Here is a 15,842-nt window from a genome sequence, read left to right as displayed (position 1 = left end):
CTGCGGAGGGTGCGCTATGGTAGCGGGCGCGAGGGATAAATCAGAGGGTCCCTAACGCTGTTTAGGGACCCAGCCTGTGCGGCCTGCGTATCGTAACCGTAGATCCAGCTGCGCCCATGGGCCGAGGCCGAGGTGATGCGGCCGTCTGTGTAGGTCACGCTGATATGGCGGCCGTCGCTCGCGGTAATCGACTTCAAGCGCACCGGGCTGGTGGGGCCCTGCTGCGAGTCATACTCGAACTCGACCGAATGATCAAATCTGTCCCGAATGCGCGTGACATACATGACGTTGCGCTTCCGAACCAAGCTACCCGTAAGCGTTGAATTGACGTTTATCGGGCGCGCCAGGGGCGTCTCGAAGGTCTGCGCCATATGCGAAAAAGTATAGCGAGTACCGTCTGCAGTGATTGCCTCGAAGCCCTCCCCAGTCGCGTTAGAGCCCGCCGGCAGAGGAACGCAGCGCACATAGGTGAATGCTGGAGTTACGTAAAGCCAGTCATCACCAGTGTTTGGTCGCGGCGAGCCGGTATCGGCCACAAGCAGCTCGCCGCCGCCGGGCATCTGCGCCTGCAAACCCTGCCAATACTCTCTGCTCGGGTAACCAGCACCACCAGGCACCACGACAAAGCCGGGGTTGGGCTGTGAACAACGATTCGCGGTCCAGGTAGGGCCGTAAACGCCCTCAATCCGCGGCAAATCAATGTCCCAGTCACCGAATGCGCCATCCATGGGCTTGCCGATCGGATACGCGCCTACGCTGAAAGTGCGGGTCAGCGAAACCGGAATCCCCGAGTTCCCCGGCAGATCAATGTCTGTGACAGAGAAAGACAAGGCTCCGTTGTACAGATTGACGTTGTCGCCAAACAGCTCTGGTCCATGGGAGGTCAGGGCTTGCCGCGACTGCAGAAACTTGTCGTAGTCCTCCCAGGGCTCGCGCGCGGTGGACAGTAGCGCCCGCATCGCCTCCGAGCCCTCTACCAGGTCGTCGCTGTCCGCGGCGTTGCCGAGCAGGACGGTAGGTGCGAGCAGACTCAGGAACAACCACAAGCTCAGCCATCGGCTACGCAAACGCATAGATCACCATCTTTAGAAATTGGAGAGATCAGCCAACGACGATGAGCTAGTCGCTGTGAGGAAGGAACGCTGGTTGCGTACGCGCGCAAAGCAGTGAGCGGGCGCTCGTGGGCGGGGAGAGACTAGTTGAGCGATATTGCCGCTTGCAACTGCAGCTTAAAGTTCATGTTTCGCACCAAGAATACTTCGCAGTGTCAAGCTGTCAGTTATTGCAGGATGGATCAGCGATAAAAACTTCAGACTTTTCGCGGATGACGCACGCGCTCCGAGCGCGACGCCTGGGCAGCTTGCGCCTTGAGAGTCTCGCGCACCCAAGACCCAGCCGCTTGGTGATGCGCCCTCCGAATGGTCAGAAAAGCGCCGCTGAGCCTATCAAGCCATCAATGACAGTTCAGGCCGGGGACTGCCATGACTCGGCCCCTCACCCACACCCCGGCCGCTTCCCCGCCCTCCTCGCTTCCTCGTACACCACACGCAGCCCGGGCGCCGCTTCGCTCAGTGCCCGGATACGACCCTCGGGATCCGGATGCGTGGACAGGAAGCGCGGGGGGCGACCTTCGCTGCCGGTGGCGCTCTGCATGGCCTGCCAGAGTTCGACGGCGGCCTGCGGGTCGAAGCCGGCCTGGGCCATCAGGCGTTGGCCGTACACGTCGGCTTCGGTTTCATGCTTGCGCGAGAACGGCAGCAGCACGCCGACCTGGGCGCCGGCGCCCAGCGCGGCCATGGCCAGGTTGACCTGCTCCGGCGAGGCGTTGCGGCCGGCGTAGGCGCCGGCGAGGGCCACGCCGGTCTGGGCCAGCTGCTGCTGGCTGATGCGTTCGCCGGCGTGGCGGTAGACGACGTGGCCAATCTCGTGGCCAAGCACCGCGGCCAGCTTGTCGGGCGTGTCGGCCACGCGCAGCAGGCCGGTGTTGACGCCGACCTTGCCGCCCGGCAGCGCGAAGGCATTGGGCTCGGCGATGGCGAAGGCCTGGGCTTCCCAGGGCAGGCGCTGCCATTCGGGCGGCAGTTCACGAACAAGCGCATCGACGATGCACTGCGCATAGGCGCTGCGCGCGGGCACGGTGCTGGTCTTGTCGTTGGCCTTCATCTGCTCGAAGGCGGTGATGCCCATCTGGTTGACCTGGGCATCGGAGACCATCATCACCTGGCTGCGGCCGTCGGGTGTGGTGGCGCAGGCGCTCATCAGCAGGGCGATGGCGGCGAGGGCGAGCAGGCGCAGGGACATGGGCGTTCTCCTTGGGCAGCCGGGCGTTCGGCCTTGGGATTCATCGGGCTTGAACTGTAGCGGCTTCACGAAGATCGCCCAAGCGCGGAGCGTGTTCGGGCTCGGCGGCAGGCGCGATGTCGGGGACGCTGCACTCGGCGAACGGAGCGGTGTGTCGCGGGGGTGAAGCCTATGGTGGGCCAGGGCCCACCCTATGGAGCGATGCCAAGCGTGTTGGCGCGTTGCGCTTCGGCTGGGGCCATAAGCGCGGGATGTCGCGGGGATGGGGCTTATGGTGGGCCGGGGCCCACCCTATTCAAGGAGTGGGGCGCGTTGCGCTCGGCGAAGGGCTAGACGAGGCGAACGGTCAGCGCCGCAGCCACCGCTCGCGCCCGCGCCCGCGCGTCGTCCACATCGCCGCCCCGCGCCAGCGCCACGCCCACACGCCGCTTGCCGGCGACGCGCGGCTTGCCGAACAGGCGCAGGCCGGTCTGCGGTTCGGCCAGCGCGGCGTCGAGGCCGCTGAACTCGGGCACGCCGTGGCCTTCCGCGAGCAGGGCGACCGAAGCCGAGGGTCCGAGCTCGTCAATGGAAGGAATCGGCAAGCCGAGAATGGCGCGCGCATGCAGGGCGAACTCGCTCTGCTCCTGCGAGATCAGGGTGACGAGGCCGGTGTCGTGCGGGCGCGGCGAGACTTCGGAGAACCAGACCTCATCGCCGCGCACGAACAGTTCGACGCCGAACAGGCCCCAGCCGCCGAGCGCATCGGTAATCGCGCGGGCGATGTCCTGCGAGCGCGCGAGCGCGGCTGCCGGCATCGGCTGCGGCTGCCAGCTCTCGCGGTAGTCGCCGTCGATCTGCAGATGGCCGATCGGCGCGCAGAAGCACGTGCCATCGCGGTGGCGCACGGTCAGCAGGGTGATCTCGTACTCGAAGTCGATGAAACCCTCGACGATGCAGCGGCCGGCGCCGGCGCGCCCGCCTTCCTGCGCATAGGCCCAGGCGGGGCCGAGATCGGCTTCGCGGCGCAAGGTGCTCTGGCCCTTGCCCGAGGACGACATCAGCGGTTTGACCACGCAGGGCAGGCCGATCGCGGCGACGGCCGCGCGGAACTCGGCTTCAGTATCGACGAAACGGTAGGGCGAGGTCGGCAGGCCAAGCTCCTCGGCGGCGAGGCGACGGATGCCCTCGCGGTCCATGGTCAGGCGCGCGGCGCGGGCGGTGGGAATCACGGGCAGGCCTTCGGCTTCCAGTTCGACGAGCGTCTGGGTGTGGATGGCCTCGATCTCGGGCACCACCAGATGCGGCTGCTCTTTCGCGATCAAGGCGCGCAGGGCGACCGGATCGAGCATGTCCATCACGTGGCTGCGATGCGCGACCTGCATGGCCGGGGCATTGGCATAGCGGTCGGCGGCGATGACCTCGACGCCCAGCCGCTGCAGCTCGATCACCACCTCCTTGCCGAGCTCACCCGAGCCCAGCATGAGCACGCGGGTAGCGCCAGTCGACAGCGGTGTTCCAAGGCGGATCGCAGCGTGCATCGGGACGACTCCGGGCAGATTCAGGAATGCGCACAGTGTAGCCGCGGCCCCTCTGGCACACTTCGGCGCCATGACTACGGACGGTCCCTTCCCACGCCCCGCCCGGCCCGGCGCGAGGCCCCGCGCCTGGCGCGGCAGCCTGCTGGCGCTGGCTCTGCTGGCGCTATCAAGCGCAGTGCCGGCGCAGGACACGGCGCCACCATCGCCCGAAAGCGCGGCCGCACCGCGCATTGCCGGGCTGATCCGCGAGCCGCGCCTGCGCGAGATCAGCGGCATCGCCGCTTCGCGTCGTCACGCCGGGCTGCTGTGGGTCCACAACGACAGCGGCTACCCGGCGCAGGTGCATGCCATCGATACGCAGGGTCGCCATCACGCCACGCTGGACATCGACGGCGTGGCCGCGCGCGATTTCGAGGACATCGCGGCTTTCGAGCTGGACGGCGTGGCCTATCTGCTGATCGCCGACACCGGCGACAACGGCGGCCGCCGCAGCGAGGTCGAGGTCGTGGTGCTGGCCGAGCCCGAGCGTCTCGAAGACGCCCGGGTGGCCCCGGCCTGGGTGCAGCGCCTGCGCTGGCCCGATGGCCCGCGCGATGTCGAGGCGGTGGCGGTCGACACCGAGGCCGAGCAGGTGCTGTTCATCACCAAGAAGCGGGTGCCGGCCGAGCTGCTGGTCGCCCCGCTGCGTGCGCGGACGGGCGTCATCGAAGCGCGGCGGGTCGGCAGCCTCAGCGGGATCGAGCAGCCCAGCCCGGCGGAACTGGCCGGCAACCCGCGCTTCGGCCGCTACCGCGCGCAGATCACCGGCGCCGATCTGTCAGCCGACGGCCGCATGCTGGCGGTGCTCAACTACCGCCGCGCCTATCTGTATCGGCGGGACATCGGCGAAGGCTGGGCGCAGGCGCTGGCGCGCCCTGGCCAGCCGCTGCAGTTCGGCTGGCTGGCCCAGGCCGAGGCGATCGCCTTCGATACGAGCGGCCGCAGCCTGTGGATCAGCAGCGAGCGCCTGCCGGCGCCCCTGATCGAGCTGCCGCTGCCGCCACCGGAGCGCTGAGCCGCAGCGGGCTTTGCGCAGCGAGGCGATGGCTCAGACGCGTCCGAGCGCCCGCAGCCAATGGCGCACCAGCTCGGAGAGGACGCGCTCGCCCTCAGCGCCCTCGGGCAGCCGATCCAGTGCGAGCACGCAGCGATCGCTGGCCGGCCAGCTCAGCAGCCCTGGCGCTGCCGACAGTGGCGGCATCCGGGCAAGTCCACCCTTGCCGCTACCCGCATGCAGGATCAGCTGGAAGGCCTGCCGCGGCTGCAGGCGGAAGGTGGCGAAATCGCCTGCCAGCGCATAGTTCGGCGCGTTCCATTTCCAGCTCTCGAGCACGCCGGGGGCGGCGTCGAGCAGGAGGCGGCGATAGCGATCGATGGCATCGCGCCGTGGATGGTCCAGCGCATTCAGCAGCGCATCGACTGAGGCATCGGCAGTGCGGGCCATGGCCCTTCTCCATGGAGGGTGGGGTGCGATGCACGCGGATGGCGCATGGCTGGGTCTTGAGTCAGGCTGCCTGCCCTGCCCCAGCTGCGCAAGATCCCGGCTTGGCTGTACTCGCAACTGGATCGCGTCTCAGCGCGGCGCAGTCGGTGGTGGATTCGCAGAGCTGACCACGTCGACTGCCAGGCACTGGCCCTGATCGTTGCAGGCACGTGCCTGCAGGCGACCGCAGCCTTCGCTCCACATGAAGGCCGGATTGCCAGCACGCTCGTTTCTACACACAGCCGGGCTTGGCGAGGCCACGCCGACGCGTGCGCGGCCTGGCCTGTGCTTCCTTGAAAGCGGCACACTTGCGCCTCTCCCACTGCGGCGTCCTACCTCGATGCGTCTGGTGCTCGACACCAATGTCTGGCTCGACCTGCTGCTGTTCGAGGATCCCCGCTGCGCGCCACTCCGGCAGGCCGTGGATGCCGCCGAGGTTTGCATTCTGCTGCGCGAGGACTGCCACGCGGAGTGGCTGCGCGTGCTCGCCTACCCGGCGCTGCGCATGGATCCCGCACGACAGTCGCAGCTCGCGCTGCAGCAGCGCGCGCTGTGCGAATGGGTCACCGGGGCACGCACGGCAGCGGGTCCCGCCCTGCCCCGCTGCCGCGATCGCGACGATCAGAAGTTCATCGAGCTCGCGTGGGAGGGCGACGCGGACTGCCTGCTCAGCCGCGACAAGGCGCTGCTGGAACTGGACCGGCGCTGCCGGCGGCAAGGGCTGTTCGCGATCGCAAGGCCTGAGGCCTTGCCCCGGAAAGGCGCCATAAATCTGGCGCCAGAAAATGCAAGCGACGGGCGGCCGCAGATCAACAAATCGTGACAGTCGGACCGCGGCGCGTTCATCACACTCCGCCGGCGTCACCCGCGCGGCCGCAGAGCCGCTATCGCCCCGACACCAAGGATTGCACCCATGAAATTTGCGAAGTACCTGAGCCTCGGGCTCCTGCTCGCCGCCTCAGCGCATTCGGCTGGACCGGCCAACGACACGGGCGTCACGGCCAGCTCGCGGGCCCCGGATTTCAGCCAGCCCCGCGCGGTTTCGGGCACCGGCTCGATGCTCGGCAGCGAATCCACGATGAGCCCGCGCTTCTTCCGCTCGGGCACCCCGGGCGATGCCTGCTCGACGTTCAGCAGCGGCGATTTCCAGTACCAGGCGATCCCGATGCGCTCGGACGCGAGCGGCAGCATCACCGCGAACTTCGATCCGGGCACTTGTGATACCAACGTCTTCGTGACCTTCCATACCGGCACCTTCAACCCCGCCAACATCTGCAGCGGCTACGTCTGGAGCTTCGGTTCCTCGCAGGCGTTCAACGAGACGTTCGCGGCGCCGGCCAATACCGACCTGGTGATGGTGGTGTCCGGTGTTGCCAACGCCCCGGGCGTGGTCTGCGGCCCCTACACCTACGCCATCACCGGCGCCAACCCGCCGGGCGGTGGCTTCCCGCCGCCGGTGCCGCGTCCCGCAGTGATTCCCAGCCTTGGCCCGAGCGGCCTCGCCCTGCTGGCGCTGGTGCTGGGTGCGCTCGGCGCGGGCGTGCTGATGCGTCGCAAGTAAACCTTGCTTGATGGTGCACCGACGAAGCCGCGGGCCTGCCCGCGGCTTTGTTGTTTCAGGGCGGAACCGGCTCGAATCCGTCGCTGAATATGTCCTCGATCGCCGCATCCAGCACGCTCCGGACGATGTCGTAGTTGGAGTCGCCGCTGACCTGGGCCGCGCCCCAGTAGAGCTCGGTGCCCAGCGCCGTCGTCAGCGCCATCGGCTGCACGTTGCCGAGCCCGGGCCGCGCGCTCAGCGCCTCGGGCGGTGACCAGGCGATGCCATCGGGCGAGCGGCTGCGGTGGATCTGGAAGCTGCCGCCTTCGACCCGCGCGAAGAACACCTGCCATTCGCCCGCTGCGCTCCACAGCGGCCAGGCGTCGTGGTTGTTGCCGCTGCCGGCCAGGCTCTGCGGCGTATCCGTCCACGCCAGCGGATCCAGGCTGCTGCGCGCCCACAGCTGCAGCTGGCCGTTACCGGGATTGGTCTGATAGACCAGCAGCAGTCGGCCATCCTGTGGACGCTGCGCGATGCGCGGCAAGGCGGCGGAGGCAGGGCTGATCTGGACCCGCGTGCTGTCCCAGCTCAGGCCCTCGTCGCTGGACACGGACGCATGGGCCGCGCCACCCAAGCGGTGATAGACCAGCAGCAGCCGACCGTCCTGTAGTCGCCTCACCTGCGGATTGATCTCGCCCCCGGTGGGCCAGCCGAGAGCGATCGGCGCGCTGGAGGAGAAGCTGAGCCCGTCGACCGAGGTCGCACGGTGGATCCGGAAAGCGCCGCTGGCATTGCTGAGGTGGAACAGCAGCCAGCCACCCTCAACACCTTCGACCAGACTGGGGTGGCGCTCATTGGCGGCGCTGGTCACCACCGCCAGCGGTGCGCTCCAGCTCGCCCCGGCGTCGGTGGAGTGGGTGAGCCAGAGATCGCCGCTGAAGCTGCCATCCAGGCGTTCGAATACGGCGACGCGAACTTCCGGCGCCTCGGCGGCCCCCTGCACGCTGGCCTGGTAGTCGTTGCCTGGGCCACCGACCACCGTCAGCGGCTGGGCCTGCGCCGCGACCGCGATCGACAGCAGCGCCAGCGCGCCAGATCTGAAGATGCCTTGCTGCATATGTGCTCCTGCGCCTCGCCCGCTGCTTCGACCCAACTGCCTGCGACGAGATCCGGTCGCCCTGCGTGTCACCGGGACCAGCCCGCCAACGGCTTGGGCGGGCCCACGGTTTCAGCGAGAATGCGCGACCTTTTCCCCGAGATCCCGCCATGAAGGCCAATGAAGTCAAGAAGGGCAATGTCGTCGAACACAATGGCACCGTCTACCAGGTGCGCGACATCGAGCGCAGCGCGCCGACGGCCAGAGGCGGCAACGTCACCTTCCGCTTCACCCTCTACAGCATCCCCGGTGGCGCCAAGTACGACCTGAGCCTGCGCGCTGACGACGATCTGAAGGAACTCGACCTGGTGCGTCGCCAGGCCACCTTCTCGTACAAGGATGGCGAGGCCTTCGTGTTCCTCGACAGCGAGGACTACACAAGCTACCAGCTTGACGCCGACGTGGTCGGCGACGCCGCCGGCTACATCACCGATGGCCTGGAGAACTGCTACGTCGCGGTCATCGACGACCAGCCCGTGGCCCTGCAGCTGCCGCCCAGCGTGGTGCTGGAAGTGGTCGACACCGCCCCCGAAATGAAGGGCGCCACCGCCACCAAGCGGCCGAAGCCGGCCAAGCTGTCGACCGGCATCGAGATCCAGGTGCCGGAGTACATCACCAACGGCGAGCGCATCCTGGTCAGCACCGTGACCGGCGAGTTCGCCGGACGCGCGGACTGAACGGCCGTTCCCCGCTCGCCCGCGTGGGCCTTGGGGGCCCACGCGGTGGCCCGGCGGTGCTGGCCGGCTCAAGCACGCGTCGATCCGGCGAGGCTGGGCTCGCGGCATCAAGGCTGGGTCGAGCACAGACTCGATCAGCCTGCCCCGGGCAGCAGGCGGAATGGAAAGGCAATAGCGCGAGATCCGGTACGGCGCCCCCCCTGAAACAGAAAGGCGCGACGCCCCCACCGGGAGCGCCGCGCCTTAGGCCTTGCGCGCGGGTTACTGCGGAGTCAGGCGGACCGCCTGTGCGCGCTGTTCCGCGCTCAGCGACTCCATGGAGACGATCTGCAGTCGCGCCTCGTCGATGGCACCCACCGTGTCCTGCGCCTCCAGCGATGCTGTGACGCTCTTCGGCAGCGAGTACATCGCGCCGGTGGCCGGGTCGACCGCCAGCATGCCAATCAGACCGCCGAGCAGGATGTTGCCGAAGTACCAGCCGCTGGTGCTGCCGCGGATGGTCATCTGCTGGTCCGCGAAGCCGGGCTTGCTGAAAGCCAGCGTGTAGACCTCGGACTTGAAGTAGCCCGCGCCGCGCTTGAGCGTGAGGGTGACCGGCGTCTCCCCCACGTGCACGCGCTGGCTGGCGCGGTTGCTGACCGTGACCTGGGCACCTTCAGGTGCGCTGGTAATGGTGATGGCCTGAGACTGGCCGTTGAACAGAGTGGCGCAACCCGAGAGCGCCACGGCCAGCGCCGCGGCGACAATGACCTGCTTCATACGATGAATCCCATGAAAGAACGCCCGAAGGCGGCCGCGCGGAAAGCGCCGCGCGCGGATGCTAGAGGAGCCGGGCTCGCAGGGGAAGAGCGCCTCGCTGGCCGCGCGATCACGACTGCGCCGCACGTTGATCGGGAGCATCCAGGCTGCACGTCGCGAGGCTTGCCGAAGACTCTGTCAGGCGCGCGACTCACCGCGGTGCATCAGCCAGCCCGCGATCACGATGGCGGTAGTCACGAACAGGATGATCAGCGTGGCCAGCGCGTTGATCTCGGGCGTGATGCCGAACTTGACCTTGGAGTAAACCACCATCGGCAGGGTGCTGCTGCCGGGCCCGGAGACGAAACTCGCCACCACCAGGTCATCGACCGACAGGGTGAAGGCCAGCAGCCAGCCGGCGATGAGCGCCGGGAAGATCTGCGGCAGGGTAATCAGGAAGAACACCTTCCACGGCCGCGCGCCCAAGTCCATCGCGGCTTCCTCAAGGCTTTCATCCATCTGCGCCAAGCGTGACTGCACCACCACGGTGACGTAGGCCGTGCAGAAGGTGATGTGGGCGATCGCAATGGTGGTGAAACCGCGCTGCGCCGGCCAGCCGGTGAGCTGCTGCAGGAACACGAACAGCAGCAGGGCCGACAGCCCCAGCATCACCTCGGGCATCACCAGCGGCGCCGACGTCATGATCGACAGCAGCGGCCGGCTGCGGAAGCGACCGAGGCGGGTGAGCGCGGTGCCGGCAAAGGTGCCGATGACCACCGCAAGTGTCGCCGCGGTGGCGGCGATCAGCAGGCTGCGCCAGGCGGCCTGCAGGATCTGCTCGTTCTGCAGCAGGCGGCCGTACCACTCGGTGGAAAACCCGCCCCAGACGGTGACCAGCCGTGAGCTGTTGAAGCTGTAGGCGATCACCGAAACGATGGGCAGGTAGAGAAACGCGTAGCCGAAAGCCATCGCGGTGAACAGCAGGAAGGGTTTGCGGTTCATGGCGTGCGCGCTTCGCGCGGGTCTTGCCGCTTGGGCGGCAAGACGGGATTGGGGATTGGGGATTGGGGATTGCCGAAGGTCGGCAACGCTCCGCTCGTGCATAGGGTGGGCCCTGGCCCACCGTGGCGGTGACCCTGCCGCTGGCGCGGCAGAGCGGGATTGGGGATTCGGGATTGGGGATTGCCGAAGGTCGGCAACGCTCCGCTCGTGCATAGGGTGGGCCCTGGCCCACCGTGGCCAGCGATCCGCGTCGAGGTGCGGGCGCTGGAGCGACGACGGCACACGCGGCCCGCGCGCGCTTCCGCGGGCTGCAGACAGGCCACACCCAGGCCGGCGTCGAGCTCCGGTGGGCCAGGGCCCACCCTATGGCCGCACGGGGAAATGCGCTCGCAAGCCAAGGCTTCTCGAAGCCCGAATCCCCAATCCCCACTTCCCGCTCTCATCCCTTCGCCTCCTTCTCGGCACGCCTGTTCTGCACGTGCTCGAACAGCAGCACCGGGATGACGATCAGCATCAGCATGGCCATCGCCACCGAGGAGGCCACCGGCCAGTTGCGGTTGTGGAAGAACTCGGTCCACAGCACCTTGCCGATCATCAGCGCGTCCGAGCCGCCGAGCAGATCGGGAATCACGAACTCGCCCACCGCCGGGATGAACACCAGCAGGCAGCCCGCGATCACGCCCGGCATCGACAGCGGGAAAGTGATGCGCCAGAACGCCTGCATCGGCCTGCAGCCAAGGTCGGACGCGGCCTCCAGCAGGCGGCGGTCGAGCTTCATCAGGTTGGCCGCCAGCGGCAGCACCATGAAAGGCAGGTAGGAGTAGACGATGCCGACATAGACCGCGAAATCGGTGTTGAGCAGGCGCAGCGGCTCGTCGATGAGCCCCAGCCACTGCAGGGTCTGGTTGATCAGGCCGTTGTTGCGCAAGAGGCCGATCCAGGCATAGATGCGGATCAGGAAGCTGGTCCAGAACGGCAGGATCACCAGCATCAGCAGCACCATGCGCCAGCGAGGCGTGGCGCGGGCGATGCCATACGCCATGGGATAGCCGACCACCAGGGCGATCAGGGTCGAGATCGCGGCGATCTTCAGCGAGTTGAGGTAGGCCGCCAGATACAGCGAGTCCTCGAACAGCTGCAGGTAGTTGCCGAGATTGAGCGTCAGCTGCAGCCGCCAGTGCTCGCCCCAGCTGAGCAGATCGCCGTAGGGCGGACGCGCGCCGGGCATGGGATCGGTGAGGCTGATCTTGGCGAGGATCAGGAAGGGCACGAGGAAGAACACACCCAGCCACAGCATGGGCACGCCGGCCACGAAGATTCGTCCGCGCCGCTGCCGCAGCTCGCGGCCGAGCAGGCCGATACGCTGATAGACACCGAGGAAGACCTGGTACCACAGGCCCAGCCAGTTGAAGCTGCTGCCATTGCTCATGCCCAGCCCTCCAGGCCGCACCTTGTCACCGCCGGAAGACAGAGCGCCTGCGAACCCGCGCCGTCACCCTCTGCGAAAGCCGGGTGCACTGTCGCGTAGCCACCTGGAAGAGGCAGACCTCGGTCGCAAGCTCTCTGGGTCCCCGCCTTCGCGGGGACGACGAATCGGGGTTGCTTCGAGAGCACCTGCCCCGCGTAGCCGGGCCCAGATGCCCTGAAGCGCGCATAGGGTGGGCCCTGGCCCACCATGGCCTGCGCCCCGCCCCGGTCACGGTCACGGTCACGGTCACGGTCACGGTCACGGTCACGGTCACGGTCACGGTCATGGTCATGGTCACGGACACATACATGCACACCGCTCACCCGCAGCGCATCCATATCCACGTCGCTGGCATTGCACCTGCTCAACTCGTCAACACCACGCCGTCATCGGGATCCCAGCTCAAATACAGCTCGTCGTCCCAGCTGTAGTGCGGGCGCTCGTAGCGGGCCTCGTGGGTGATCTGCACGCGCACCACCTGGCCGTGCTCGGTGGCGACGTGGTAGATCGAGACGTCGCCGAGGTAGGCGATCTCCACCACCCGCCCGCGCGCCCAGTTGCGGCGGTCGGACGGCGGGGCGTCGTGGACGCTGATCTTCTCCGGCCGCACCGCCACCGCCACCGGCGTGCCGATCGGCAGCGGGTCCGAATGCCACATCAGGAACTCGCCGCCCAGCTTCTCGCAGGCGAACTCCAGCTCCTCGTCGCGCTGCGCCGAAACGCGGCCCTCGAAAATGTTCACCGCCCCGATGAACTCGGCCACCAGCCGGTTGGCCGGGAATTCGTAGAGCTGGGCCGGCGTGGCCACCTGCACGATGCGGCCGGCGTCCATCACCGCCACGCGCGAGGACATGGTCATGGCCTCTTCCTGGTCGTGGGTGACGGTGATGAAGGTGACGCCCACGCGCTCCTGGATGCCGACCAGCTCGAACTGGGTGTGCTCGCGCAGCTTGCGATCCAGCGCGCCGAGCGGCTCGTCCAGCAGCAGCAGCTTGGGCTGCTTGGCCAAGGCGCGCGCCAAGGCCACGCGCTGGCGCTGGCCGCCGGAAAGCTGATCCGGCTTGCGGCGGCCGAAGTCCTGCAGTTTGACCAGCTCCAGCATGCTTGCCACGCGGTCGCGGATCTCGCCTTTGCCCAGGCGATCCTGCTGCAGGCCGAAGGCGATGTTCTGCTCCACGCTCATGTGCGGGAACAGCGCATAGCTCTGGAACATCATGTTGACCGGGCGCTCGTAGGGCGGCAGGTCGGTGATGTCGCGATCGCCCAGCAGGATGCGCCCTTTGTCGGCGGTCTCCAGCCCGGCGAGGATGCGCAGCAGGGTCGACTTGCCGCAGCCCGAGCCGCCGAGCAGGGAGAAGAACTCGCCCTGGTAGACGTTCAGGCTGACATCGTCGACCGCGTAGGTCTTGCCGAAGGTCTTGGTGACGCCTTCGATGCGCAGGAAGGGCTGGGCATCGGGCTGCTGCCAGGGTTCGATCGGCGCCTGCTTGCGTCCGGGTTGGGCCATTGCGGGCTCGGTCCTGAGATCGGAAAGAGAGGCGGCCCGCCGGCATGGGCGGGCCGCTGCTGCGAAGACGCAAGCGCGTGCTCAGCGCCCCGATTTGATCTGCGTCCAGGCGCGCACGCGCGCCTGCTGGGCGTCGTCGGGCAGGCGCTTGGGGTCAACCAGCTTGGCCATCACCTCGTCGGAGGGATACACGCCGCCGTCGGCGAGGATCTCCGGGTCGACGAACTCCTTCGAGGCCGGGTTCGGATTGGCATAGACCACGTAGTTGGTGATGCCGGCGATGACCTGAGGCTCCAGCACGTAGTCGATGAAGGCGTACGCGCTGTCGGCGTGCGGCGCATCAGCCGGGATCGCCATCACGTCGAACCAGCGCACCGCGCCTTCCTTGGGAATGATGTACTGCAGCTCGATGCCGGTACCGGCTTCCTCGGCGCGCGCCGCGGCCTGGGCGACGTCGCCCGAGTAGCCCATGGCGATGCAGGTTTCGCCGGTGGCAAGGTCGTTGATGTACTGCGAGTTGTTGAAGCTGCGGATGTGCGGGCGGATCCCGGCGAACACCTGCTGCACGGCCTCGATCTCGTCGCCGTCGGTGCGGTTGGGGTCGCGGCCCTTCCAGATCAGGGCGGCGGCGAAAGCCTCCTGCTCGTCGTCGAGCACGCTGATGCCGCAGCCGGCCAGCTTCTCGGCGTTGGCCGGGTCGAACAACAGGCTCCAGGAATCGAGCACGGCGTCCTCGCCCAGCACTTCGCGCACCTTGGCGACATTGATGCCGAGTCCGGTAGTGCCCCACATGTAGGGCACCAGGTGTTTGTTCCCGGGATCGGCATCGGTCATGCCGGCCAGCAGCTGCGGGTCGAGGTTGCCGTAGTTGGCGAGGCGCGCGCGATCGATGGGCTGGTACAGGCCGGCGCTGACGTGACGCTCGGCGAAGGGCCGCAGCGAGGGGAAGACCAGGTCGTAGCCGGAGCCGCCGGCCATCAGCTTGGCTTCGAGCACCTCGTTCTCGCTGTAGACGTCGTAGACCACCTTGATGCCGGTGCGCTGCTCGAAGTTGGCAATGGTGTCTTCGGCGACGTAGTCCGACCAGTTGTAGATGTGCAGCACCTTGGACGCCGCCGGCGCCGCGGACGTGGCCGCCGGTGTGGCCGCAGTGTCAGCGGAAGGCTGGCCGCCGCCGCAGGCGGTGAGGGCGAACGCGATCGAAGCGGCGATAAGGCCGACGGGCAGGCGCATGGGGAATCTCCGCAGCGGTGGAAGGGACCCCCGCATGTTCGGCAGCGCTGGCGGGGGTGTCAACGCGTTTGCGGGGGCGCTGCCTTCATGACCCAGAAGACCGGGGCAAGCGTTTGGCTCACGGTGGGCCGGGGCCCACCCTATGTGCGTGGGATGTCTGCATCGCGCTCCAGCTGCCGCCGCGTCACCGCGTCAGGCGGCTGATGCGCGATGAGAGGCGGGACCTTCGTCCAGCCTAGTGACCTATAGGGTGGGCCCCGGCCCACCGTGAGCTCGCACGCGCGTCGCGCCATGCTTCAGTTCATACCGCGCACGCCGTCTTGCGCACGGCGTGTCCCGCGCAGCGGACGGCATGGCACGCGCCTGCCTGAACACGAACCGCGGCAAGCGTCGAGCTTCGGTGGGACAAGGCCCACCGTGTGGCTCGGGCCCACCCGATGCCTTGCGCATGTCGTGAACGCCTGGCGCCCTCTCGGGTTCACACCGCAGCGGTCACCACGATCTCAATCTTCCAGTTGGGGTTGGCCAGGGCCGCCTGCACGGTGGCGCGGGCCGGCGTGTGGCCGGGCACCACCCACTGCTCCCAGACCGCGTTCATCGCGGGAAAATCGGCGAGGTCGACGAGGAAGATCTGCGCGCGCAGAAGCTTCGATTTGTCGCTGCCCGCGCGTGCGAGCAGGGCATCGATCTGCGCCAGCACCTCGCGGGTCTGGCCGCTGATGTCGAGGCTGTCGTCCTCCGCCACCTGCCCGGCCAGATAAGCCACACCGTTGTGGACGGTCATCTCGGACATGCGCGGACCGGTGTCGAAGCGCTGGATCACGGTGAACTCCCGAAGCTGGATGGAAGGCCCCGCAGGCTTGCAGAGCGGCCGGCGGCGAGCAAGCGCCAAATCGCCATGCCTGCGCGTAGGGTGGGCCCTGGCCCACCAGGCTCTCCACACTCTCGACAGCCATGGGTCGCAGGCTGCGCCTGCGTCGCCCATCCAGATCCAGGCTGCCGACCGGCTCGCTGACAGGCCGATGGGCCTCGACCGCGTCGCGCATCGGAGGCCCTGCCGCTCCGCACCCCGAAAGCGCGCCCGCGCGCCAAGACCATGCGAGCGACCGCATGCAGACCCACCCCAGCGCTCCCACCAGCCACGCTGGCCTCGCTCCAAGCTCGCGCCAGGCCCATCG

15 protein-coding genes are annotated in these 15,842 nt (G+C 67.9%); 4 read left to right on the top strand and 11 right to left on the bottom strand.

Going from position 1 to position 15,842, the window contains the following annotated elements:
* Positions 1–14: 14 nt before the first annotated feature.
* The 3 genes from Q0654_RS10180 to purT all read right to left on the bottom strand — a co-directional run bounded on the left by Q0654_RS10180 (position 15) and on the right by purT (position 3,821).
* Positions 15–1,040 (bottom strand): hypothetical protein, encoded by a 1,026-nt coding sequence (locus Q0654_RS10180; protein WP_298853404.1) that lies wholly within the window; start codon positions 1,038–1,040, stop codon positions 15–17.
* 454 nt (positions 1,041–1,494) lie between these two features.
* The gene (locus tag Q0654_RS10175; RefSeq protein ID WP_298853403.1) at positions 1,495–2,301 is read right to left on the bottom strand and encodes a M48 family metallopeptidase; all 807 of its coding nucleotides are present in this window, start codon (positions 2,299–2,301) and stop codon (positions 1,495–1,497) included.
* Between the two features lie 329 nt (positions 2,302–2,630).
* Positions 2,631–3,821, bottom strand: coding sequence for a formate-dependent phosphoribosylglycinamide formyltransferase (purT, locus tag Q0654_RS10170; protein ID WP_298853401.1), 1,191 nt, complete (start codon positions 3,819–3,821; stop codon positions 2,631–2,633).
* A gap of 70 nt (positions 3,822–3,891) precedes the next feature.
* Between purT and Q0654_RS10165 the strand changes: the two genes are divergently transcribed.
* Positions 3,892–4,875 carry a hypothetical protein gene (locus Q0654_RS10165; RefSeq protein ID WP_298853400.1) on the top strand — a complete coding sequence of 328 codons (984 nt, stop codon included), beginning with the start codon at positions 3,892–3,894 and terminating at the stop codon, positions 4,873–4,875.
* A 33-nt stretch (positions 4,876–4,908) separates the two neighbouring features.
* On the opposite strand, the gene Q0654_RS10160 is transcribed toward Q0654_RS10165, so the two are convergent.
* Entirely contained in the window at positions 4,909–5,304 is a 396-nt protein-coding gene (locus Q0654_RS10160) for a DUF1801 domain-containing protein (protein ID WP_298853399.1), read from the bottom strand.
* A gap of 379 nt (positions 5,305–5,683) precedes the next feature.
* Here Q0654_RS10160 and Q0654_RS10155 point away from each other — a divergent pair, with 379 nt between their 5' ends.
* Positions 5,684–6,166 carry a putative toxin-antitoxin system toxin component, PIN family gene (locus Q0654_RS10155; protein ID WP_298853398.1) on the top strand — a complete coding sequence of 161 codons (483 nt, stop codon included), beginning with the start codon at positions 5,684–5,686 and terminating at the stop codon, positions 6,164–6,166.
* A gap of 90 nt (positions 6,167–6,256) precedes the next feature.
* The gene (locus Q0654_RS10150; protein ID WP_298853396.1) at positions 6,257–6,904 is read left to right on the top strand and encodes a hypothetical protein; all 648 of its coding nucleotides are present in this window, start codon (positions 6,257–6,259) and stop codon (positions 6,902–6,904) included.
* 55 nt (positions 6,905–6,959) lie between these two features.
* Here the strand turns inward: Q0654_RS10150 and Q0654_RS10145 are convergent, their stop codons facing one another.
* Positions 6,960–8,000, bottom strand: a complete 1,041-nt coding sequence (locus Q0654_RS10145; RefSeq protein ID WP_298853393.1) for a sialidase family protein — start codon at positions 7,998–8,000, stop codon at positions 6,960–6,962.
* Between the two features lie 149 nt (positions 8,001–8,149).
* Between Q0654_RS10145 and yeiP the strand changes: the two genes are divergently transcribed.
* Positions 8,150–8,716 (top strand): elongation factor P-like protein YeiP, encoded by a 567-nt coding sequence (gene yeiP, locus Q0654_RS10140; protein ID WP_298853391.1) that lies wholly within the window; start codon positions 8,150–8,152, stop codon positions 8,714–8,716.
* Positions 8,717–8,977: 261 nt separating this feature from the next.
* Here yeiP and Q0654_RS10135 read toward each other — a convergent pair whose 3' ends face one another.
* The 6 genes from Q0654_RS10135 to Q0654_RS10110 form a co-directional block, all read right to left on the bottom strand.
* Complete coding sequence (locus tag Q0654_RS10135) at positions 8,978–9,475, bottom strand: PEGA domain-containing protein (protein ID WP_298853389.1); 498 nt, start codon at positions 9,473–9,475, stop codon at positions 8,978–8,980.
* A 177-nt stretch (positions 9,476–9,652) separates the two neighbouring features.
* Positions 9,653–10,456 carry an ABC transporter permease subunit gene (locus Q0654_RS10130; protein WP_298853387.1) on the bottom strand — a complete coding sequence of 268 codons (804 nt, stop codon included), beginning with the start codon at positions 10,454–10,456 and terminating at the stop codon, positions 9,653–9,655.
* Between the two features lie 439 nt (positions 10,457–10,895).
* Complete coding sequence (locus Q0654_RS10125; protein ID WP_298853405.1) at positions 10,896–11,753, bottom strand: ABC transporter permease subunit; 858 nt, start codon at positions 11,751–11,753, stop codon at positions 10,896–10,898.
* Between the two features lie 535 nt (positions 11,754–12,288).
* Positions 12,289–13,431, bottom strand: a complete 1,143-nt coding sequence (gene potA, locus Q0654_RS10120) for a polyamine ABC transporter ATP-binding protein (protein WP_298853385.1) — start codon at positions 13,429–13,431, stop codon at positions 12,289–12,291.
* Between the two features lie 81 nt (positions 13,432–13,512).
* Positions 13,513–14,664, bottom strand: coding sequence for a polyamine ABC transporter substrate-binding protein (locus Q0654_RS10115; protein ID WP_298853383.1), 1,152 nt, complete (start codon positions 14,662–14,664; stop codon positions 13,513–13,515).
* A gap of 478 nt (positions 14,665–15,142) precedes the next feature.
* Positions 15,143–15,487 (bottom strand): RidA family protein, encoded by a 345-nt coding sequence (locus Q0654_RS10110; RefSeq protein WP_298853382.1) that lies wholly within the window; start codon positions 15,485–15,487, stop codon positions 15,143–15,145.
* Positions 15,488–15,842: the final 355 nt, after the last annotated feature.

It is taken from the genome of uncultured Aquimonas sp. (genome assembly GCF_937888285.1).
GTDB lineage: Bacteria > Pseudomonadota > Gammaproteobacteria > Xanthomonadales > Xanthomonadaceae > Aquimonas.
The sequence above is the reverse complement of the archived record's forward strand: the minus strand, read 5'-3'. Positions and strand labels throughout refer to the sequence as shown.